Source organism: Streptomyces sp. NPDC048637, assembly GCF_040650675.1.
GTDB lineage: Bacteria > Actinomycetota > Actinomycetes > Streptomycetales > Streptomycetaceae > Streptomyces.
Genome location: NZ_JBEZHQ010000008.1, coordinates 17,996 through 38,157 on the forward strand (window position 1 = coordinate 17,996; position 20,162 = coordinate 38,157).

A 20,162-nucleotide genomic window follows, 5' to 3' on the forward strand; every position below is an offset into this window, starting at 1 on the left:
TTGACCTTTGGCACCTTTGGCGCACAGGCATCGCGGGCACACGCGGGCTCGGCATCCCACGTTCGTGATCGACGTTCGTCATCGACGTTTGTGATCGAACAGCCGAGGCGACGCGAGCCAAGCCAAGCCAGTCCACCGGAAGCACGGGAAGAGATGTCCGCACCCAATAAGTCGTACGACCCTGTCGAGGTCGAAGCCCTGAAACCGGAAGAGATCGCCGCACGGCTGGACGAGGCGCTGGCCGCCATCGCCGCCGCGGGCGACCTCGATGCGCTCGCCCAGGCGAAGATCGCGCACACCGGTGGCACCTCGCCGCTCTCTCTCGCCAACCGCGAGATCGGCGCCCTGCCCCCGCAGGCCAAGGCGGAGGCCGGCAAGCGCGTCGGCCAGGCCCGTGGCCGGGTGAACCAGGCGCTCAAGGCCCGCCAGGAGGAGCTGGAGGCGGAGCGCGACGCCCGTGTGCTGGTCGAGGAGGCAGTGGATGTCACGCTGCCCTACGACCGCACCCCGGCCGGCGCCCGGCACCCGCTCACCACCTTCATGGAGCGGGTCGCGGACGTCTTCGTGGCCATGGGCTACGAGGTCGCCGAGGGCCCCGAGGTCGAGGCGGAGTGGTTCAACTTCGACGCCCTCAACTTCGTGCCGGACCACCCGGCGCGCCAGATGCAGGACACCTTCTTCGTCCAGGGTGGGGGCACCTCCGGGACGGAGTCCGGGGGAGGCACCGAGGGCGATGAGTCCGGTGTCGTGCTGCGCACCCACACCTCGCCGGTCCAGGCCCGTACGCTGGTCGACCGCGAGCCGCCGGTCTATGTCGTCTGCCCGGGGCGGGTCTACCGCACCGACGAGCTGGACGCCACGCACTCCCCGGTCTTCCACCAGATCGAGCTGCTCGCCGTCGACGAGGGCCTGACCATGGCCGACCTCAAGGGCACCCTTGACCACATGGTCCGGGCGCTGTTCGGTCCGGACATGAAGACCCGGCTGCGGCCGAACTACTTCCCGTTCACCGAGCCGTCCGCCGAGATGGACATGGTCTGCTACGTCTGCCGTGGCGAGTCCGTGGGCAACCCCGACCGCCCCTGCCGCACCTGCTCCAGCGAGGGCTGGATCGAGCTCGGCGGCTGCGGCATGGTCAACCCCAAGGTGCTCATCGCCTGCGGCGTCGACCCCGAGAAGTACAGCGGCTTCGCCTTCGGGTTCGGCATCGACCGGATGCTGATGTTCCGGCACAACGTGGAAGACATGCGTGACATGTTCGAAGGCGACGTCCGGTTCACCCGGCCGTTCGGGATGGAGATCTGATGCGGGTCCCGCTTTCTTGGCTGCGGGAGTACGTCGACCTGCCGGCGACGGAGACCGGCCGTGACGTACAGGCCAAGCTCATCGCCGTCGGCCTGGAGGTCGAGACCGTCGAGCGCCTCGGCGAGGGCCTCAAGGGCCCGCTCGTCGTCGGCCAGGTGCTGACCATCGAGGAGCTGGAGGGCTTCAAGAAGCCGATCCGCTTCTGCACGGTCGACGTCGGCCAGGCCAACGGCACGGGCGAGCCGCAGGAAATTGTCTGCGGTGCGCGGAACTTCGCCGTCGGCGACAAGGTCGTGGTCGTCCTCCCCGGCGCCGTGCTGCCCGGCGACTTCAAGATCGCCGCGCGCAAGACGTACGGCAAGACCTCGCACGGCATGATCTGCTCCGGCGACGAGCTGGGCATGGGCGACGACGGTACGCACGGCATCATCGTGCTGCCGCCCGAGTACGAGGTCGGCACCGACGCGATCGAGCTGCTGGAGCTCGTCGACGAGGTGCTGGACATCGCCGTCACCCCGGACCGCGGCTACTGCCTGTCGATGCGCGGTGTCGCCCGTGAGGCCGCCACCGCGTACGGCCTGCCGCTGCGCGACCCGGCGCTGCTGGACGTGCCGCCGCCGAACTCCGCCGGCTACCCCGTCCAGGTCTCCGACCCGCTGGGCTGCGACCGCTTCACCGCCCGTACGGTCACCGGCCTGGAGCCCGGCGCGCGCACCCCGCTGTGGATGCAGCGCCGCCTCCAGAAGGCCGGGATGCGTCCGGTCTCGCTGGCCGTCGACATCACCAACTACGTGATGCTGGAGCTCGGCCAGCCGCTGCACGCCTACGACCGCACCAGCGTGGACGGCCCGATCGGCGTCCGCCGGGCGGCCCCCGGCGAGAAGCTGACCACCCTGGACGGTACCAAGCGGGTGCTGGACGCCGCGGACCTGGTCATCACCGACAACCGCGGCCCCATCGGCCTCGCGGGCGTCATGGGCGGCGCCAACACCGAGATCGCGGGCGGGGTCACCGACCCCGAGACCGGCGAGCAGCGCGGCACCACCGATGTCGTGATCGAGGCCGCGCACTTCGACGCGCTGTCCATCGCCCGTACGGCCCGCCGGCACAAGCTGTCCTCGGAGGCCGCCAAGCGCTTCGAGCGCGGGGTGGACCCGGAGGCCGCGTCCGCCGCGGCGCAGCGCACCGTCGATCTGCTGGTGCTGCTCGCGGGCGGCACCGCCGGGGAAGGCGTGACCGAGGTCGTCACGCCGCGCGGGCCGCGCACGATCACCCTCTCCGCCGGCCACCCGGACAAGGTCGCGGGGGTCGACTACGGCCGGGAGACCGTCGTCCGCCGCCTCCAGCAGGTCGGCTGCGATGTCTACGGGCAGGACGAGCTGGTCGTGACCGTGCCGTCCTGGCGGCCGGACCTCAGCGAGCCGAACGACCTGGCCGAAGAGGTCATCCGGCTGGAGGGCTACGAGAACCTGCCCTCCACCCTCCCGAAGCCGCCGGCCGGCCGGGGGCTGACCGAGCGTCAGCGGCTGTACCGCCGGGTCGGCCGTGCGCTGGCCGGTGCGGGCTATGTCGAGGCGCTGAACTACCCGTTCACCGGCTCGGTGGTCCTCGACCAGCTCGGTATCGAGCCGGACGACCCGCGCCGCGCCGCCGTCACCCTCGTCAACCCGCTCTCCGACGAGGAGCCCGACCTCCGTACGACGCTGATCCCGGGTCTGCTGAACACGCTGCGCCGCAACTACGGGCGGGGCACCCACGACCTGGCGCTCTTCGAGACCGGTCCGGTCTTCCGGGCGACCGGCGACGAGAAGCCGGCCAGCCGGCTGGTCGTCGACCGCCGGCCGACCGACGACGAGATCGCCTCGCTGGATGCCTCACTCCCGCAGCAGCCGCGGCGCGCCGCCGTGGTGCTCGCCGGCGGCCGTGAGCAGGCCGGCTGGTGGGGCGAGGGTTACCCGGCGACCTGGGCGGACGCCATCGAGGCGGGCCGTACGGTCGCCCGTGAGGCGGGAGTCGAGCTGATCGTCCGCCAGGACCAGCACGCCCCGTTCCACCCGGGCCGCTGTGCGGCGCTGCTCGCCCTCGTCGACGGCGAGGAGATCCTCGTCGGCAACGCCGGTGAGCTGCACCCGCGGGTCATCAAGACGCTGGCACTGCCGGAGCGCACCTGCGCGATGGAGATCGATCTGGACCGCCTGGAGCGGGCCGGCACCGGACCGCTGCGCGCCCCGAAGATCTCGGCCTTCCCGGTCGCGACCCAGGATGTCGCGCTCGTGGTCGACGCCGGTGTCCCGGCGGCCGAGGTCGAGGGCGCGCTGCGCGACGGTGCGGGTGAACTGCTGGAGTCGCTGCGGCTGTTCGACGTCTTCACCGGCGAGCAGATCGGCGCGGGCAAGAAGTCGCTGGCGTATGCGCTGCGCTTCCGCGCCGCCGACCGGACGCTGACCGCCGAGGAGGCCTCGGCGGCCCGTGACACGGCGGTCGCGGCGGCCGTGGAGCGGACGGGGGCGGTGCTGCGCGGCTGAGCGTGGGCGTTGCCTGCGACCGCGCGACGGCGTGCGTGACGGGGTGAGGGCGTGGACGGTGTGGACCGTCCGCGCCCTCACCCCTTTCGGTGTGCGGCGGGCGTGTTCTGTGGGGCCGGTGGGGTGGGTGGGGCGTCCGTGGGGCGGCTGCGGGTTCCGGGGAGACGATCAGATCCGCACACCATCACTCCATCGGGTGATGATGTACGTATCGTCGTCGGATGGACACGGAACGTCGCGAGAATCGACCGGGTCGGCAGGGCCCGTGTGACCGCGGCAGTGGGCCGGCCGACTCGCTCAGGACCTGGGGGACCACCGGCTAGGGGGCCATCGGCATGATCCGACACCGGGCGAGGGGCGGAGCACGCTCCGGGGTAGTCGGCGCCCGGCGGGCCTTCGTCTTCGTCCTGCCCGGTCTGTGGGTGCTCGGCGTGGTGGCCTGGGAGCTGAGCCACCCGACCAGCGGCCGGCTGCTGCAACTCCTCGCCGCGGCGCCCGCCATCGCCTGCGCGGGCACCGGCCGCCGCCAGTGCGTGCTGCTCGGCGGGCTGTGCGCGCTGCTCGCGCTGGTGCCGTTCGGCGAGGCGGAGCCCGCGGCCGGGCCGGGCCCACGCCTGATGACCTGTGGTGCGATCCTCGCGGTGATCGGTGCCAGCTATCTGACGGCCGGGCGGCGGCTGCGGCTGCTGCGGGAGCTGGAGTGCACCCGGGAGGTCGCCGCGGCCACGCAGCGGGTGCTGCTGCGGCCGTTGCCACGGCGGATCGACGGGGTGCTGCTGGCGGCCGACCATCTCTCCGCGAGCGAGGGCGCCGTGGTCGGCGGGGATCTGTACGAGGTCGTGGGGACCCGGCACGGGGTCCGGGCGGTGATCGGGGATGTACGCGGGCATGGGCTGGACGCCCTGGGTACGGTCGCGGCGATGCTCGGCAGCTTTCGCGAAGCCGTGCACGACGAGCCCGAACTGGGCGAGGTGCTGCGCCGGTTGGAGCGGTCGCACCAGCGGTATCTGCGGGAGCGGGCGCACACCGAGCAGCCGGGGGCCGGCGGGGAGGCGAGGAGCCCGTTCGCCGAGGAGTTCGTGACGCTGCTGCTGGTGGAGGTGGCCCGGGACGGGTCCGTCACGGCGCTCAACTGCGGGCATCCGTGGCCCTATCGGATCGCCTGCCGGGCGGTCGTGCCGGTCGCCCCGGCCGATCCGATGCCGCCGCTGGGGCTGTTCCCGTTGCCGGAGGAGCTGTCCGCGGTGCGCTGCGGGCGGCTGCGGCCCGGTGAGGGGCTGTTTCTGCACACCGACGGGGCGGCCGATGCGCGGGACACGGCGGGGGAGTTCTTTCCGCTGACCCAGGAGCTGCGCAGCAGTGTCGAGGCGGCCGCGGCCCCGTGCGGACCCTCACCGGCGGGGGTGGTCGGCGGTGTGCGGAAGGCGTTGCTGCGGCATGCGGGCGGCCGGCTGACGGACGATGTGGCGCTGCTGATGCTGAGCAACGACCGGGTGCGGGTGCCGGTGCGGGCGGCCGGCACCGCCCCGCCTACCGTGCGCCTTCCGTGATTTCCCGGCCGTTGAGCGACGGGAAGGTGGCACCGGTCAGCTCCTCGGAGGCCTGCCACAGGCGCCGGGCGCTCTCCGGGTCGCTGGCCGCGGGCGTCCTGCCGACCAGCGTCGGTGCGCCGCGCATCTCGCCGAACCCGTCCGGGCCGAGGTAGGAGGCGCCCGGCAGGTCCTGGGTGGCGGCGTAGAGCGTGGGGAGCGCGCCGGCCTTGTTGTCCTGTGCGACCAAGCGGTTGCCCACCCGCATCACCGCGCGCCGCAGCGCGCTGGTGTCGGCGCTCTGGAGGTTGGTGGCGGCCCAGCCCGGGTGTGCGGCGAGGGCGCGCACCGGCGAGCCCGCGGCGGCGAGACGGCGTTGCAGCTCCAGGGTGAACAGCAGGTTGGCCAGCTTGGACTGGCTGTAGGCGGTGATGGGGCGGTAGGCGCCGGTCAGGTTCAGGTCGTCGAAGTGGATGCGGTTGCCGGGCAGCCGGTGGGCGCCGGACGACACGGTCACCACGCGGTCGGTGAGGCGCGGCAGCAGCAGGTTGGTCAGCGCGAAGTGGCCGAGGTGGTTGGTGCCGAACTGCCTCTCGAAGCCGTCCTTCGTCCGGGACTCCGGGATGTTCATGACTCCGGCGTTGTTGATCAGGAGATCGACCGGGTCCTGCCAGGCGGCGGCGAATGCGCGGACGGAGGCGAGGTCGGCCAGGTCGAGGCGGCGGACCTCCACGGTGCCGCGGGCGCCCCGCACGGTGGCGGCGGCGGACTCGCCGCGCTTGAGGTCCCGTACGGCGAGGACGACATGGGCGCCCGCTCGTGCGAGGGCGTCGACGGTGGCGATGCCGAGTCCGCTGTTGGCGCCGGTCACGATGGCGGTGCGGCCGGTCTGGTCGGGAATATCGGTGGTGTTCCACTTCGGGGTGTGCGTCATGGCTTCAATGTAGGCAACGCCAACAATGATGTCAATGTCAACAATGTAGCCAGTGAATACATGGGGGCTAGGATGGCGGCCATGCAGACTCGTCGTTACCACCACGGAGACCTGCGCGCCGCGCTGCTCACCCGCGCCGAGCAGACCCTCCGCGAGAAGGGGCCGGGCGCCTTGTCCCTGCGGGAACTGGCCCGCGACCTCGGCGTCAGCCATGCCGCCCCGAGCCGGCACTTCAAGGACAAGCAGGCGCTGCTCGACGCGCTGGCGCTGGCCGGTTTCGGCCGTCTGCACGAGACTCTGGCCGCGTCCCGGGAGGCGGGTGAGACATTTGCCGACCGGCTCGGCGGGCTCGTCCGCGCCTACGTGGACTTCGCCATCGCCCACGCCGAGCTGCTCGACCTCATGTACACGGTCAAGCACGACCCGGCGGCGTCCGAGGCGCTGATCACGGCCGCGCACCGGCTGGGAGCGATGGCGCAGGAGGTGGTCGCGGAGGGGCAGCGCGACGGGGAGGTGCGGGAAGGGCCCGTCGACCGCATCGCCCTGCCGGTGTTCACCACCCTGCACGGCTTCGCCAGCTTCGCCATGAGCAGCGTGCTCTCCGCGGAGGAGGTCGCGTCCGGCCTCGATGCGGTGATCGCGTACATGCTGCGGGGCTGCGCCCCGTGAGCGGCGCCGCAGCCCTTCACACCCCGTGCGAAGGGCGCTTCACTACGCTCAACTGACGGAGTGCGCACGTCGACAAGGCCATGAGCCGGCGGTCCGTGGACGGGCCCGGCTCACCGGGAGGCCGGTATGGAGCCCAACACCCTGCTGGACGCGATGCTCGACGAGGCCGGAATCTCGCATGCGGGACTCGCCGCGCGGATCAACCAGCTCGGCCGGCGCCGCGGGCTGGCGCTGCGCTACGAACACACTGCGGTGGCCCGGTGGTTGAAGGGCCAGCGGCCGCGGGGGCAGGTGCCCGATCTGATCTGCGAGATCCTCGGGGAACGGCTGCACCGGCCGGTCGGGCTCGATGACATCGGCTTCAGCGGTCCGGGGGCACAGCGGGCCGACACCCCGCTCTCCGGCTTTGTCGAGCGGGCCACCGCGCTGTGGCGGTCCGACGAGCAGCAGCGGCCGCACCTCCTCGACGCACCGGCGCTCACCGGTACCTCTGCGGTCATCCCCGTATGGGAGTGGGAGAACCCGCCTGAGGACTCCGATGTCTCGCGCGACGGGCTGACCCGGGTCGGCATGGCCGACATCGAGATGCTGCGCACCGCGCGGACGCACTACGAGACGATGTACCGGAAGGCGGGTGGTATCGCTACCAGAGCACGCATCGTGGGATTCCTCAACGCCGAGGCGGCGCCGCTGCTGCGGGGCAGCTACAGCGATGCGACGGGGCGTCAGCTCCACCGGGCGACCGGCGGACTGGTCGCGGTCGCCGGCATCTGTGCGTACGACTCGGACGCTCTCGGGCTGGCCCAGCGCTACTTCCATCAGGCGCTCCGGCTGGCCAAGGCCAGCGGGGACCGCGGCCTCGGCGCGTATGTCATCGCGCTGCTGGTCAATCAGTCCCTCTTCGTACGGGAATACCGTCAGGCGGTCGCCTTCGCGGAGGCGGCGCTGCGGGCCGCGGGGCCGCAGATCACCCCGGCGCTCTCCGCGGACCTCTACGCGATGCAGGCCAAGTCCTACGCCCGGCTCGGCGACGGCGCCGGCGCGCTGTCGTGCATCCGGCGGGCGGAGGCGGCCGCGGAGCGTATCCGGCCCGGTCTCGAACCGGCCGAGACGGGCTATGTCCAGCCCGGCCTGGTGAACGTACAGGTGGCGGAGGCGCTGCTCAGCCTGGGTGACTTACGGGCCGCCCGGGAGCAGGCGGACGCCGCCGTCGACACCCCCGCACACGACCGCGGCCGGGTCCACCGGCTGGCCATGCTCACCCATATCGAGCTGCGTCAAGGCGATGCGGACCGGGCCGTGGCCAATGCCGCGCAGATGACGGAGCAGGCTCGCGGTATGGAGTCGCAACGGCTGCGGGACCGGCTGCGGGCGGTGCGCGAACATCTGGCGGAGACCGGGAGCTCCGCGACGGACGAGGCTGCCGATCTCATCGACGAGGTGCTGCGCGTTCCGTTGTAGGGCGTAGGACATGCCCCTGACCGGGCTCGTGTCACCTTGCCGGCCCTACAGCGGAAGGTGGCAGTTACGTGCGTTGGAACAATCTCGGTGAAAAGCCCGTCTATGCGAATCCCTGGTTCCGGGTCAATCTGGCCGATGTGGAACTGCCTGACGGCCGCCATCTGGATCACTATCTGATCCGGATGCGGCCCGTCGCCGTGGCCACCGTGGTCAATGAGGCCAACGAGGTGCTGCTGCTGTGGCGGCACCGGTTCATCACCGACACCTGGGGCTGGGAGCTGGCCGCCGGAGTCGTCGAGGACGGCGAGGACCTCGCGGCGGCGGCCGCCCGGGAGATGGAGGAGGAGACCGGGTGGCGGCCCGGGCCCCTCCAGCCCCTGCTGTCGGTGGAGCCGTCCAACGGCCTCACCGACGCGCGGCATCACATCTACTGGTCCGAGGAGGCCGAGTATGTCGGCCCGCCCCAGGACGGTTTCGAGTCCGAGCGGCGGGAGTGGGTGTCGTTGAAGCTGGTGCCCGACATGGTGGCGCGGGGGGAGGTGCCGGCCGCCAACATGGCCGCCGCGTTGCTGATGCTGCATCACATCCGGCTGGGCTGACCACAACCGGTCGGTGACCACAACCGGCCGGTGACCACAACCGGCCGGTGACCACAACCGGCCGGTGACGACAACCGGCCGGTGACCACAACCGGCCGGTGACCGCGGTCGGCGGTCACCGGCCCAGGACCTGCCACAGTGCCACCACCAGCGCCGCGAGCCCCGTGAGAGCGGCGAGGGACGGCAGTGGCCAGCGGGTGCTCTCCAGCCGTGTGACGCGGGCCTGCAGTTCGTCCGCGTCACGCTCGTACTGCTCGGAGCGCTGAGCGAACAGGGCGAGTTGGCCGTCGACCCGTGCGGTGCGGACGTCGAGCAGACGCCTCAGCTCGGCTAAGTCGGCGGTTACCAGGTCGGGTTCGGGGTGGGCGGTCACGGTCCGCTCCTCATTCCTTCGGTCAGCTGCTTCGGTGTCCGTACGGGCCTCAGTCAACTGTGCTGCGGCGAAGGGCGGGAGCGTGTGCGCCGGGGAGATCCGGGTCTGCGGTTCACACCCCGTGTGAGGTGACGCGGGGTGACGGCCCGGCGGCCCTTCGCACGGGGTGTGAACCGCGCACCCCGACAGGCGCGGTTCACACGCTCCCGTACGCGCCCGCGCGGGGGTTGACTCGAAGATGCCACGGGGGCCGACGCCGGCGGACGGGCGCCCGCCGGCCCGGGGTCCGCCCGCCGGTTCCTTCCCCCGAGCGGCGGGCGGACGGCTCGTGCCTCAGCACGTGGTCACTTCGTCGTCATGTCGCGCGGGGGAGCGGGCTCGGCCTCCCGGTCGTCGCCGGTCTGCGGCGTCGCTGCCAGGGGCTCCGGTACGGCCGGTTCGGGCATGCCGCGGTACAGCAGCCAGCTCAGGGCGGGCATCAGGATCAGGGGGATCAGGGCTGTCTTCAGGGACGTGGCGTCGGCCAGGCTGCCGATGAGGGGGCCGGCGAGGCCGCCGACGCTGACGGTGAGGCCGAGGGTGATCCCGCTGGCGGTGCCGACGCGTGAGGGCAGGTAGTCCTGGGCGAGGGTGACCTGTAGGGAGAACGGGACGTACAGGCCGATGGCGGCCAGCGCCACGAACAAGTAGAGCGCCGGACCGGGGACGAACACGGCACCCGCGACGGCGGCCACCGTGGTCAGATACGCCACACGCACGATCGCGACCCGGTCCCAGCGGCCGGCCAGGCGGCCGCCCACCAGGGTGCCCACCCCGCCGCCGGCGTAGAGGACGAAGAGCGCGGCAGTGGCCGCTGCCGTACCGCCTCCGGTGCGCTCCCGTGCGTAGAGCGAAATAAACGTGCTCAGGCCGACGAAGGTGATCGACCGGCACACCGCGGCCAGCGACAGCTTCATGAACGAGACCTTGTCGTCGGTCCCGGCCGGGGCTGCGGAGCCGGCACCGGTGGGTGTCGCCCTCTCCAGTGCGCGCAGGGCGGGCAGACACAGCACGCTGCCGGCCAGGGCCGGTACCACGAGCAGCGGGGAGAGCCGCAGACCGCCGGTGGCGATGACGGCCGTGACCATGAGGGGCGCGAGCGCGAAGCCGATGTTGCCGCCGAGGATGAACGAGCCCATCGCGCGGTGACTGCCCTGGCCGGCGAGCCGCGCCACGCGGGCGGACTCGGGATGGTAGGCGGCGACCCCGATCCCGGACACCGCCACGAACGCCAGTGTCAGCGCGTACGAACCGCTCATGCCGCTCAGCGCGATGCCCAGCCCGGCGGCGAGGGTGCTCACGGGCAGCAGCCAGGGCATGGCCCGCCGGTCGGTGAGCGCACCGAACACCGGCTGTGCCACCGAGGACAGCAGGGACGCGGCGAGCACGATGCCCGAGGCCGCGGCGTAGGTGTAGCCGCCCTCGGCGACGAAGAAGGGGACGAGCGATGCCACGGCGCCCTGATAGACATCTACGCAGGCATGTCCGGCTGACAGCAAGAGGAGGGATCTGTTCCTTGGCATTGCGCCATGGTCATCGCTGCGGCGCTTGTCGCGCTTCCGATAATCTGCCAACCCATGACGAAGATCCGCCATGAGCCGGTCGCGCCGACCCGCAGCCAGTGGCTGGCCCCCGGAGCCGGTATCGACGCCCACCGCCATGACGACCACCAGATCGTCTACGCCAGCCGTGGAGTGCTGGCCATCACCACCAGCGCGGGCTCATGGATCGCGCCGGCCACCCGTGCCATCTGGGTACCGGCCGGCACGGTGCACGCCCACCGGGCCCACGGAGAACTCGAACTGCACCTGGTCGGCCTGCCCGCGAACAGCAACCCGCTCGGCCTGGGCGAGCCGACCGTGCTGAGCGTCGGCCCCCTGCTGCGTGAGCTGATCCTCGCCTGCACCCGCACCCCGCACGACGAGAGCCCCGAATACGGGCGACTACGGGCCGTACTGGTCGATCAGTTGCGCGCCTCGCCCCAGCAGCCGCTGTACCTGCCCGCCCCCACCACTCCCCAACTCAGGGAACTGTGCGCGATCCTGTGCAGCAATCCGGCCGACAACCGCACCCTGGCCACCCTGGGCAAGCAGGTCGGTGCAAGCGACCGGACCCTGTCCCGCCTCTTCAAGGCCGACCTCGGCATGACCTTCCCGCAGTGGCGTACCCAACTGCGTCTCCACCACGCGCTGGTCCTGCTGGCGGAGGACACCCCGGTGACCGCCGTGGCGCACCGGTGCGGCTGGTCGTCCGCCAGCGCGTTCATCGACGTCTTCCACCGCACCTTCGGATGCACCCCGGGAACACACCGGGGGTCGGTCAGCGGGCCTGGCCGGTCAACGGCAATGCCGTGAGCCCGGGCGGCCTGTCCGATCCGGGATTTTGCGTTCAGTCGTACAGGCGGCGGTAGTCGATTCCCGGCTTCCGCAAGCAACTCCTCGATGCGGACCCCGCAATCCAGGACCCAGCCTTGCCTTCGACGGCGCAGCCGGACCCCCATAACCCACCGTCACCTCCCAAAATCCAACGACCTCTCATTCAGGCCGATTGTTTCGAGAACTGCCGGGAGTGGCAGTTGAACGGAATGATTGCTTCAGGTGAGGGCGTGAGTCCCGCGAAGGAGCGGAGTCCCCTTGCGGTGCATGGGCCAACGTAGCCCTTCGGAGATCGCGGGATGGGCGGCTCGCCCCTTGCGCGGGAAGGCTCATGACACCCGGTGTGGATGTCGGTGCGGGAGTGCGTAATTCCGCTTAGTGGTCTACGCAGGGACATGTTCGAATTCAGAGGGAGCGGCCACTGTGTAAACACAATGGCCAGAATGTGACTGTGTACTGCCTTTGTGGACTGTAAAGATCACCAGCGTTCATCGCCCGTCGGCTTCTGCCGGCGGGTGTCTGCACGACAACGGGAGAAGTTCCATGAAGAGATCCGGCAGATTGATGTCACGGGCAGCTGTGGTGGTCGCGGGGGTCGCCATAGCGGCAGGGTCCACCACCGCCTTCGCGGACATGGACCGGTACACGTCTGGTGCGCATGCGTGGCGTACGGCGGGTGGGTCTCAGGTCGGCCTGCAGGACACCAAGGGAGACGGCAACTCCGTAAAGGCTGAGTACAACCGCAACAGCCCGAGCACTGAGTTGTACACACTGTGGAATCACAGTGGGCAGGGCACCAAGGTGTACAGCAATCAGGGTGGAAGGGTGTGGGACATGCGAGTCTGCACCGAAATCGACAAGTGGCCGGACGACTGTTCCAACTGGTGGAGCGACGACCACTAGGTCGTAGCGGCCCGCTGTGATATCGCGCTGCCCGGGACGCTCTTTGCCCGGGCAGCGCATTGCTGATTCTCTTCCTCTGAAAGGCAGATGGCGTGTCGGATGCGTTGCCCCTTGAAGTCCGCGAGCTGGGGTACGAGGTCGGGGGCCGACGCCTGCTCGACGGGCTCGAACTTGCCGTGAGCGCAGGTGAGTCCGTCGCTGTCATGGGCCCTTCAGGGTCCGGGAAAAGCACACTCCTTTCCGTCCTTCTGGGGCTCGTGCGACCTGATTCCGGATCAGTCATGGTCGCTGGATGCGATGTCGTCACTTTGCGAGGACGCCGCCTGGCTGAGCACCGCAGGAAGCACATGGGGATGGTCTTCCAATTCGGGGAATTGCTGCCCGAACTCTCTCCGGTGGAGAATGTGGCGTTGGCCGCCCTGCTGGACGGCGTGGACCGCGACCGTGCCTATGGCGACAGCCGTCAACTTCTGGAGGAACTCGGTGTGCCCGTCACTGACACCGCCACCAGTGAGCTGTCCGGCGGTGAGCGCCAACGGGTGGCCGTGGCGCGGGCGCTGATCGGCAGCCCCGCACTGCTCTTGGCGGACGAGCCCACCGGTGCACTTGACGAGGCATCGCGCGACCGGGTGGCCGAAACGCTGTTCGCCGTACCCGCCGCACGCGGGTGCGGGCTGCTCGTCGTCACCCACGACCCCGCTGTGGCACACCGGGCCGACCGGGTCCTGCAGCTGGAACAAGGCGCCCTGGCAGGTGCACGATGAAGCGTGGTCGGATCCACCACATGCTCCGCATCGGCCGGGCAGCCGGGCGGACCGCCGAGGGCGGCCGGGCCCGTTTCTGGGCGCTGTTGGCCGCCACCGCGGTCGTCGCCGGCATGCTCTGCTCGCTGGTCGCGACCGCTGCGACGTGGGAGGGGCGCGAGCAGCGCGGGGCGGCGCGCGTACCCACCCTTGCGGATCACGGGCACCGGGCCTCGGCTCTGTGGAGCCGGTACTGGGACAGCTATCAAGGGCGCCAGTTCACCGTGGTCGTCATCGCTCCGCTGACCAAGGATGCGCCGTTGCCGCCGGGGGTCGCGCGCTGGCCGGCCCCCGGTGAGGTGTTGTTGTCGCCGGCGCTGGCCGAGGGGCCCGCCAGTGAGGATTTCACCCACCGGTATGGCACCAGCGTCGGAACCGTCTCCGCCGAGGGCCTGGCATCACCGGGCGAACGGCTGGCTTATGTGCGTCCCACCACGGCGATGCTGGGCACCGCACGGATGGCAGGGATCACCGGGTACGGAGGCCCCGGCCCGGTCTTCGGCGACCTGCGGATCGTCGGCCCCCGTTCGTCGATGATGGCCATCATCGGCGTGCTGCTGGGACTTCCGGCTCTGGGGCTGGCGGCAGCGGCGGCCAGGATGGGCGCTGCGGGAAGGGACCGTCGCGATGCTCTGCTGCACACTCTCGGTGCCGGCCGGGCGGCACGCGCCTGGATGGACATCGGGGCCGCGGTCCGGCCCGTCTGCATAGGGGCCGCTCTCGCAGCCCTGTGCACCGTTCCTTTCCTGCTGGCAGATATCCAACTGCCGTGGATCGACTACACCCTGTACGCAAGGGACCTGCGTCGCGTGGGCGTGACTCTGGCGGCTGCCGTGGCCGTCTCCGCGGTGGGGATGCTCGCACTGATCCTCTTGTTGCGTCCTGCTGCCGCGCGCAAAGGGGCATCGACAAGGCCTCGTGCGGCAGGCAGCGGGCTGCTGCGGCTGCTGGCCCTGGGATCCTGTCCCGCCTTTCTCGTCCTGGCTCTGACGTCGAGGTCCTTCGGTGCACAACGCTCCGCGGCGGCTTATCTGTTCGCGGTCGTCGGCGTGTGGGTGACGCTTCCCTGGGTGATCGGCTGGGCCGCGTCACGTATCAGCGGCCGGGCCTCGAAGTCGCCTCATCACAGTGGTGCCCCGGCGCGCCTGATCGCCGCCCGCACTACGGCGGCCCGACCTGGCATGGTGGTCCGTCTGGTGGCCGCAATGATCATCGCCATCGGCGTCATCGGCCAGACCCAGATCATCACCAGTCTTCTGTTCGCCCGCTCCGGAGACGAGGAGCAGCTGAACTCCGCGCAGGGCCGGAGCATGGCGCTCGTGCAGACTTCGGCAACGCGGCTCACCGACGCTTTCACCGCCGCACTTCCCGAAGGGGCGCACACGGTCGCCATCGGTACGGGGAACATCCAGCCCGACGGTTCCAGCGCCAGCCGTGTCCTCCAAGCGCCGTGCAGCAGCCTCCGCGCCCTACGGCTCCCGTGCCCTCCCGCTGGGCAAGAGGCCGAAGTGCCGTACGGGGAACTCGACAAGCGCCTCCGAGTCTCCGGCTACCAGACTTTCGGCCAGACCCCCGCTGCGGTGCGCACCGGTCCGGTCAGTGTCATCAACCGTGCCGAAGGTTTGCAGGCCGTGGTCTTCACCGACATCGACAAGCCCATGGATATCCCGGCCGTCAAACGCGCCGCCCACCTGTACCTGAGTGTGAAGGCACTCACCGAGCCGGTGGCGGAAGACGGAGCCAAATCCTTCACCGTCGGCTATCAGTCACGCTGGATTCCCTTCCTCGGCACCATCGGCACGCTCGTTCTGCTCACTGCCATGGCGCTCGCCGCCCTCTCGGAATTTCTGCGGTTCTCGCAAACGCTGGCCCCACTCACCGTGCTCACCGGACGCAGTCAGGTGTTCCATACGACGGCGTTCTGGTGCCTCGGGGGCCCGCTTCTGGGCGCTGGGGCCGTCGGCGCCTTTGTTCACGTCGTCCTGGTCCAGCCGCTCACCGGAGGAGAGAGCGGAGCAACCCTGTCGTGGAACCTCATCACGGCAGTCCTGACAGCAACGGGCTTCCTGGCCGCAGCCGCAACAGTTGCGGGCGGTTCCACAGCCGCACGACGCGCACTGACCTGGCGGCCCCGGGCCGACTGAGGCCGGTCTGCCCCTCCTGGGTGAACAGGAGGAGCGTGGCGTCGCGGAAGGCCGCGAGGAGTTCCTGCTCGCTGCCGTAACCGGTGACGGCGCGCTGCAGGGCTTCGTCCAGGGCGGTGACCGGGGTCGGGAACTCCAACGCCCTCGGCGACGGGCGGTAGTTCGGGTTGTGCGTGAAGGAAACGAGCTGGCCGGAGCTGTCGACGGACCAGCCGCCGACGATGCCGTACGGGGGGACGGCACCGTTAGGGGCGAAGTACGGGTCGATCGCGTACACGTAGCCGCCGCGCTGCTGTGCGGCCTGGGTGCGCAGAGCCTCGGTGACCGGGGGAACTGCGGGGGCAGAGCTGGACGGGGTGGTCACAGCGACTGGCTCCACTGCTCTTCGAAGGCGATCTGCTCGGCGACAGTGGCCAGCGTCTCGCGGGGTGCGGGGTGGAAGGTCTGGATGCGATCGGCGCCGGTGGGGCGAAGGCCGGGCCTAAGTAGGCAGACGAGGAAACCCCCCGTATCACGGCACATCCCGGAGGGCCAGGTGTCGCGACGCGAGCCGTTGACACCCAGGAGCCACCCCTGGGGTTCGATCTGCTCGCGGATGCGGGTGAGCGCCTCGAAGCAGTCATCCGCTCTGCCGGTGACATGCCCCCAAGGGCCGTCGGCGGTCACGGTGAAATCGTAGTTTTCGCCCTCCCAGCGCAGGACGCCGTCGGCCTGCTGGTCGCCGTTGAAGGCGAGGACTTCGAAACAGTCGGGGACCAGGGAGCCACTCATAGGGTCCATCCATCGGGCAGTTGACTGGAGGGCGGTGCTTCAGGGGGCGGGAGCGACGCGCCTTTTGGGGATATGAGGCTCGTATTGGGGGTTCGGCATCCCTTGGCGGTGCCGTCGCGCCCCCTCAGTACGAGTAGAACCCCGACCCCGACTTCCGCCCCAGCCGTCCCGCGTCGACCATCCGGGCGAGCAGCGGGGGAGCGGCGTACAGGGGTTCCTTGTACTCGTGGTACATGCCGTCAATCCGCGCGGCTACCGCTCTGACCTGCGGTTTCATGGCCCGTCCGGGGGCTTCCGGGCGCCCAGGGACTTCTCAGGGACATTCGATTGTGGACCTTGATCGAACCGCTCGTCCATGGCGGCGAGGCCCCGTTTGCCCGCCCCGGGCATGAAGTGAGCGAAGTGCTTCAGTGTGGTCTGCGGTGACGCGTCACTCCGCTGTGCCGACCGGTGGCCGGGTGCGACGGTTCGGCCTGGGCGAAGCTCACCACTCCGAGGGCCGTGTCACCGATGCCAGTCAGCACCGCGGCGGCTGCCGCAATCCTTCTGATCGAAATCAATAACAAACCTCCATATAAGGGGCACCTGTGAGGTGCGTTGAGGAAAGCGGCAGGCATGCAACCGGCCCTCATTCGGGGCGGTCAAGGACGGGGCAGGATGACGTCCCGTTTCAGGAATCGCGATGCGGGCCCACTGGGGCTCGGTCGACGAAGTGCCCGTCCGCGTCCTGGACGTACAGCGTGGTGATGGTGTCCTTACTCATGGCGGTAGTCAGGCGGACGCGCATCAGGGCATCGCCCTGCCCGCTGGCCTGCACGCTGCCGGCCTGCACCCGGTCGCCACGGGCGTTGCCTGTCATGAGCCGGTAGGGTGCCGCTGTCCAGCAGCCCGGACAACGACACGGGGATCTCAGTGCCCCAGGGGTGCGAGATCATCTCACCCTCCTGTGCGACATGGACCGAGGCGACGGATCTGTGGGTGTCGTTGCCGGAGGTCGCCATGACGGTCACGAAGGCTGCGCATGCCGCAAGTACCAAGGACGCGATTCCGGCCGCCACCCGGCGGCGGATGCGTTCCCGCGGCTGCGACGAGGCAACGGCGGATGTCCGGTTGACGTCGGGGAGGGCGGACGGGACACGGAGGAAGTCCGCACGTTCGAAGGTCCGCACCACCCGGCGCACGCCTTCCGCTTCCCCTGAGCATCCCTCGCACGACGCCACATGGCGGGCGAGAGGAGCGGGCAGCGGCTTGCCCCGCACCAAGCAACTGGTCATACGGATCAATACCCGCAGCCGCCTTGTTCCGGCCCGCCTCCTCCGCACGGGGCACGGCCGGCCGGATCTCCCGGCGTCGGTGTGCGTCCACAATCACGTTGCGGGTGAGGGTTTACAACCAGGTCCGTAAGCTCCCCCGCCTGCTGTCGAAGGAGTCCGAGGCGCGCCAGGCCCGCAGGAATACCTCCTGCACGACCTCCTCCGCCAGTTTCGGCAGCGTTGACGACAGATGCTATGACCTGGGTCACGCAATCTGGGCTAGCGTCGAGTAGCGGCTGTGCGACCTGAGCCGCACGTGGAAGTGACGACGTGATCAGGAATTCCCTCAGATGAGTTGCCGCCCAGGTAGGTGTGCAGAAACACCTCACGGTGCTCATAAGGGAGTTGCCGCAGCCGATGGTTTCGTGGCGGTGGGTGGCACTGCGCAGCCGGTCGACAGGTTGCGTGCCACAGTGAGCAACCAGCCCCGCACGGAGCCCTCGGTGCTGTAGAGCCGCTCCAGGTGATGCCAGGCGCGAATGAGGGTTTCTTGGACGATGTCCTCCGCGGCGTGGCGATCATTCAGCAACTTCTCGACGCCACGATGTGGGGGTTGCGGGCGCGGTCGTGGGCGGAAGGGCTGCTGCCGAAGATGGATATGAGCAGGTCGTGGGCCTCGTTGTCGCGGTCGATGGAGGTCCTCGGTGGAGCAGCGTCCGGCGAAAGCAAAGTGGACCATGGGCCGTTGGCTCTCTGGGCTTGAGGTGCGGTGGGCACGGCGGATGACGGCGGTCTGGCGCAGGCTCATCGACAGTTGTCGCCACTGCCACTCCCGCGGCAAAGCGATACGGTTGCGGCCATCCACCCCTCGCGCCTCGCAACTACAGGGCCGTGATGTACCCGATTTTTTTGCTGCGTTTGCGGAAAGCCTCAGGGGTGGCCTTCTTTGGCTGTCACGGACGTGCACATCGTTTGAGAAGGGAACCTGAAGACTCCGTGAGTGATTACGCCGAGTCCACTACAAATCAGCACGGCGCGCTTGTGCGCCGCTATTACGACCTCGTGGATGCGAAGAACATAGACGGGCTGCTCGCCCTCTTTTCCGACGATGCCGTCTACCAGCGGCCGGGCTACCCCGCCATCCATGGGCGTGAGGCCATGCGCGCCTTCTACACGGGGCAGCGCATCATCGAGCACGGCCACCACAAGCTGTTCACCGTCATATCGGAGGACGCGCAGGTATCCACGCGAGGCGAGTTCCGTGGGCAGCTCAAGGATGGACGCAGTATCTCCGTCGGCTTCGCGGACTTCTTCACCGTGGGGGAAGGCGGGCTGTTCACGCACCGAGACACATACTTCTCCATGCCCGCCGTTTAGCTCACGGCCATGGCGAACGCCCCGGATCGTCCGTGGCCGAAGCTGTCGGAGTGAGGGCGAGGGTGACCAGTTCGGCGTCACCGAGCGTGGGTGCGATCCCGACGGCGGGCCGGCACGGAGCCAGCATCGGCGAAGCCTTCAACTCATCGTCGATCCGAGGTGAGTTCAGCAACAAGATCAAGACGACGTGTTAATGATCTGTAAGCCCTTAGGTCGGCTAACGCGAGCATTACGGTGGTCAATTCTTGGGGGATTTCGCATCTGGTGGCTTGTGGCATCAGGATCGTGTCAGAGCTTGTGTCCTGTCCTGTCCTGTCGACGGGACAGATGGGAGATCGACTGCTCCGACGATACAAAGGCGCTCGGCATGATCTGGCCGCCCCGGAGACCCTCGGATGGTTTCCTTTCGGTTGAGTGATCGCGATCGGATCGCTAGCGTGGATAACCGACATTGGACAACGTCGTGTACGGAAGTTCCAGCGACGTGCGTGCGGCGTTGCTTGGGGGCGTTTCATTCTCATGAATGATGACGCAGGCGACGCGTACGACGTCGTGGGTGTTGGATTTCGTCCAGTTAACCTGTCGCTTTCCGTGGCGCTACCGACTGGTGACCATGTCGGATTTCTCGGTCGGCATTTATCTGTAAGGCGGCACCGAGCACCCGCACGGCTTGGCGTCGTCGCTGTTGTTCAACATCGCGGTACGAATCGGTGACATCGTCGACTCGAATTGCCGGAGGCTTGACCGCAATAAGCTGGAACGTGCGATAGCGGTCGATGCGATCCGGCTGGACTGAGTCGAACGCGTCCCCATCGAGAGAGGAATGATCAGTGAGTGGCGACAACCCTTTTGATGACGCCAACGGCAGGTTCTTCGTGCTGTTGAATGATGAGGAGCAGCACTCGCTCTGGCCGACGTTCGCTCCGGTGCCAGCGGGGTGGCGGGTTGTCTTCGGCGAGGATGGCAGGCAGCAGTGCCTCGACTACATCGAGAAGAACTGGACTGACCTCCGTCCGCGGAGCCTGCGCGAGGCTATGGCCGCGGACGACAGAAAGGGCGCGAATTCCGCCAGCTGAGTGCATGGTGACCGGGAATGGTCTGT

The 20,162-nt window shown here is 69.3% G+C and carries 19 protein-coding genes and 2 pseudogenes; 12 read left to right on the top strand and 9 right to left on the bottom strand.

The features are described from left to right. Positions 1 to 153: 153 nt before the first annotated feature. From pheS to AB0C46_RS13350, 3 genes are all read left to right on the top strand, one after another. Positions 154 to 1,305: a phenylalanine--tRNA ligase subunit alpha gene (gene pheS, locus AB0C46_RS13340; RefSeq protein ID WP_362827942.1), complete on the top strand. Its 1,152-nt coding sequence runs from the start codon at positions 154 to 156 to the stop codon at positions 1,303 to 1,305. Then, the gene (gene pheT / locus AB0C46_RS13345) at positions 1,305 to 3,830 is read left to right on the top strand and encodes a phenylalanine--tRNA ligase subunit beta (RefSeq protein ID WP_362827943.1); all 2,526 of its coding nucleotides are present in this window, start codon (positions 1,305 to 1,307) and stop codon (positions 3,828 to 3,830) included. Before pheS ends, pheT begins: the two co-directional genes overlap by 1 nt. Positions 3,831 to 4,165: 335 nt before the next feature. Then, positions 4,166 to 5,380: a PP2C family protein-serine/threonine phosphatase gene (locus AB0C46_RS13350; RefSeq protein ID WP_362827944.1), complete on the top strand. Its 1,215-nt coding sequence runs from the start codon at positions 4,166 to 4,168 to the stop codon at positions 5,378 to 5,380. On the opposite strand, the gene AB0C46_RS13355 is transcribed toward AB0C46_RS13350, so the two are convergent. Then, on the bottom strand, positions 5,361 to 6,293 hold the full coding sequence (locus AB0C46_RS13355) for an oxidoreductase (protein WP_362827945.1): 933 nt from the start codon (positions 6,291 to 6,293) through the stop codon (positions 5,361 to 5,363). The two genes, AB0C46_RS13350 and AB0C46_RS13355, sit on opposite strands and share 20 nt — an antisense overlap. Before the next feature lie 81 nt (positions 6,294 to 6,374). Between AB0C46_RS13355 and AB0C46_RS13360 the strand changes: the two genes are divergently transcribed. The 3 genes from AB0C46_RS13360 to AB0C46_RS13370 all read left to right on the top strand — a co-directional run bounded on the left by AB0C46_RS13360 (position 6,375) and on the right by AB0C46_RS13370 (position 9,022). Further along, entirely contained in the window at positions 6,375 to 6,962 is a 588-nt protein-coding gene (locus AB0C46_RS13360) for a TetR/AcrR family transcriptional regulator (protein WP_362827946.1), read from the top strand. A gap of 126 nt (positions 6,963 to 7,088) precedes the next feature. After that, positions 7,089 to 8,423 carry a transcriptional regulator gene (locus AB0C46_RS13365; RefSeq protein ID WP_362827947.1) on the top strand — a complete coding sequence of 445 codons (1,335 nt, stop codon included), beginning with the start codon at positions 7,089 to 7,091 and terminating at the stop codon, positions 8,421 to 8,423. A gap of 68 nt (positions 8,424 to 8,491) precedes the next feature. Beyond that, on the top strand, positions 8,492 to 9,022 hold the full coding sequence (locus AB0C46_RS13370; protein WP_362827948.1) for an NUDIX domain-containing protein: 531 nt from the start codon (positions 8,492 to 8,494) through the stop codon (positions 9,020 to 9,022). Between the two features lie 115 nt (positions 9,023 to 9,137). Here AB0C46_RS13370 and AB0C46_RS13375 read toward each other — a convergent pair whose 3' ends face one another. After that, entirely contained in the window at positions 9,138 to 9,395 is a 258-nt protein-coding gene (locus AB0C46_RS13375) for a hypothetical protein (RefSeq protein ID WP_362827949.1), read from the bottom strand. Between the two features lie 344 nt (positions 9,396 to 9,739). Continuing rightward, on the bottom strand, positions 9,740 to 10,957 hold the full coding sequence (locus AB0C46_RS13380) for an MFS transporter (protein WP_362827950.1): 1,218 nt from the start codon (positions 10,955 to 10,957) through the stop codon (positions 9,740 to 9,742). A 54-nt stretch (positions 10,958 to 11,011) separates the two neighbouring features. Here AB0C46_RS13380 and AB0C46_RS13385 point away from each other — a divergent pair, with 54 nt between their 5' ends. The 4 genes from AB0C46_RS13385 (at position 11,012) to AB0C46_RS13400 (ending at position 15,659) form a co-directional block, all read left to right on the top strand. Next, entirely contained in the window at positions 11,012 to 11,788 is a 777-nt protein-coding gene (locus AB0C46_RS13385; protein ID WP_362827951.1) for a helix-turn-helix transcriptional regulator, read from the top strand. A gap of 585 nt (positions 11,789 to 12,373) precedes the next feature. Further along, complete coding sequence (locus AB0C46_RS13390) at positions 12,374 to 12,712, top strand: hypothetical protein (protein WP_362827952.1); 339 nt, start codon at positions 12,374 to 12,376, stop codon at positions 12,710 to 12,712. Between the two features lie 92 nt (positions 12,713 to 12,804). After that, on the top strand, positions 12,805 to 13,476 hold the full coding sequence (locus AB0C46_RS13395) for an ABC transporter ATP-binding protein (RefSeq protein ID WP_362827953.1): 672 nt from the start codon (positions 12,805 to 12,807) through the stop codon (positions 13,474 to 13,476). An 86-nt stretch (positions 13,477 to 13,562) separates the two neighbouring features. Beyond that, positions 13,563 to 15,659, top strand: a complete 2,097-nt coding sequence (locus tag AB0C46_RS13400) for a hypothetical protein (protein ID WP_362827954.1) — start codon at positions 13,563 to 13,565, stop codon at positions 15,657 to 15,659. Here AB0C46_RS13400 and AB0C46_RS13405 read toward each other — a convergent pair. From AB0C46_RS13405 to AB0C46_RS13430, 6 genes and pseudogenes are all read right to left on the bottom strand, one after another. After that, the gene (locus AB0C46_RS13405) at positions 15,553 to 16,023 is read right to left on the bottom strand and encodes a type VII secretion system-associated protein (protein ID WP_362827955.1); all 471 of its coding nucleotides are present in this window, start codon (positions 16,021 to 16,023) and stop codon (positions 15,553 to 15,555) included. The genes AB0C46_RS13400 and AB0C46_RS13405 overlap by 107 nt on opposite strands. Then, entirely contained in the window at positions 16,020 to 16,430 is a 411-nt protein-coding gene (locus AB0C46_RS13410) for a hypothetical protein (RefSeq protein ID WP_362827956.1), read from the bottom strand. The genes AB0C46_RS13405 and AB0C46_RS13410 overlap by 4 nt, the downstream gene beginning before the upstream one ends. A 124-nt stretch (positions 16,431 to 16,554) precedes the next feature. Next, positions 16,555 to 16,686, bottom strand: a pseudogene (locus AB0C46_RS13415) (3-hydroxyacyl-CoA dehydrogenase family protein); the annotation flags it as partial. Positions 16,687 to 17,100: 414 nt separating this feature from the next. Beyond that, entirely contained in the window at positions 17,101 to 17,289 is a 189-nt protein-coding gene (locus AB0C46_RS13420) for a hypothetical protein (RefSeq protein ID WP_362827957.1), read from the bottom strand. Between the two features lie 527 nt (positions 17,290 to 17,816). Then, on the bottom strand, positions 17,817 to 17,933 hold the full coding sequence (locus AB0C46_RS13425) for a sigma factor (protein ID WP_362828135.1): 117 nt from the start codon (positions 17,931 to 17,933) through the stop codon (positions 17,817 to 17,819). Positions 17,934 to 18,140: 207 nt separating this feature from the next. Beyond that, positions 18,141 to 18,272, bottom strand: a pseudogene (locus AB0C46_RS13430) (sigma factor); the annotation flags it as partial. 407 nt (positions 18,273 to 18,679) lie between these two features. Between AB0C46_RS13430 and AB0C46_RS13435 the strand changes: the two are divergent. Continuing rightward, positions 18,680 to 19,060, top strand: a complete 381-nt coding sequence (locus AB0C46_RS13435; RefSeq protein ID WP_362827958.1) for a nuclear transport factor 2 family protein — start codon at positions 18,680 to 18,682, stop codon at positions 19,058 to 19,060. Between the two features lie 830 nt (positions 19,061 to 19,890). Continuing rightward, on the top strand, positions 19,891 to 20,136 hold the full coding sequence (locus AB0C46_RS13440) for an MbtH family protein (RefSeq protein ID WP_310726190.1): 246 nt from the start codon (positions 19,891 to 19,893) through the stop codon (positions 20,134 to 20,136). The last annotated feature ends 26 nt before the right edge of the window (positions 20,137 to 20,162 follow it).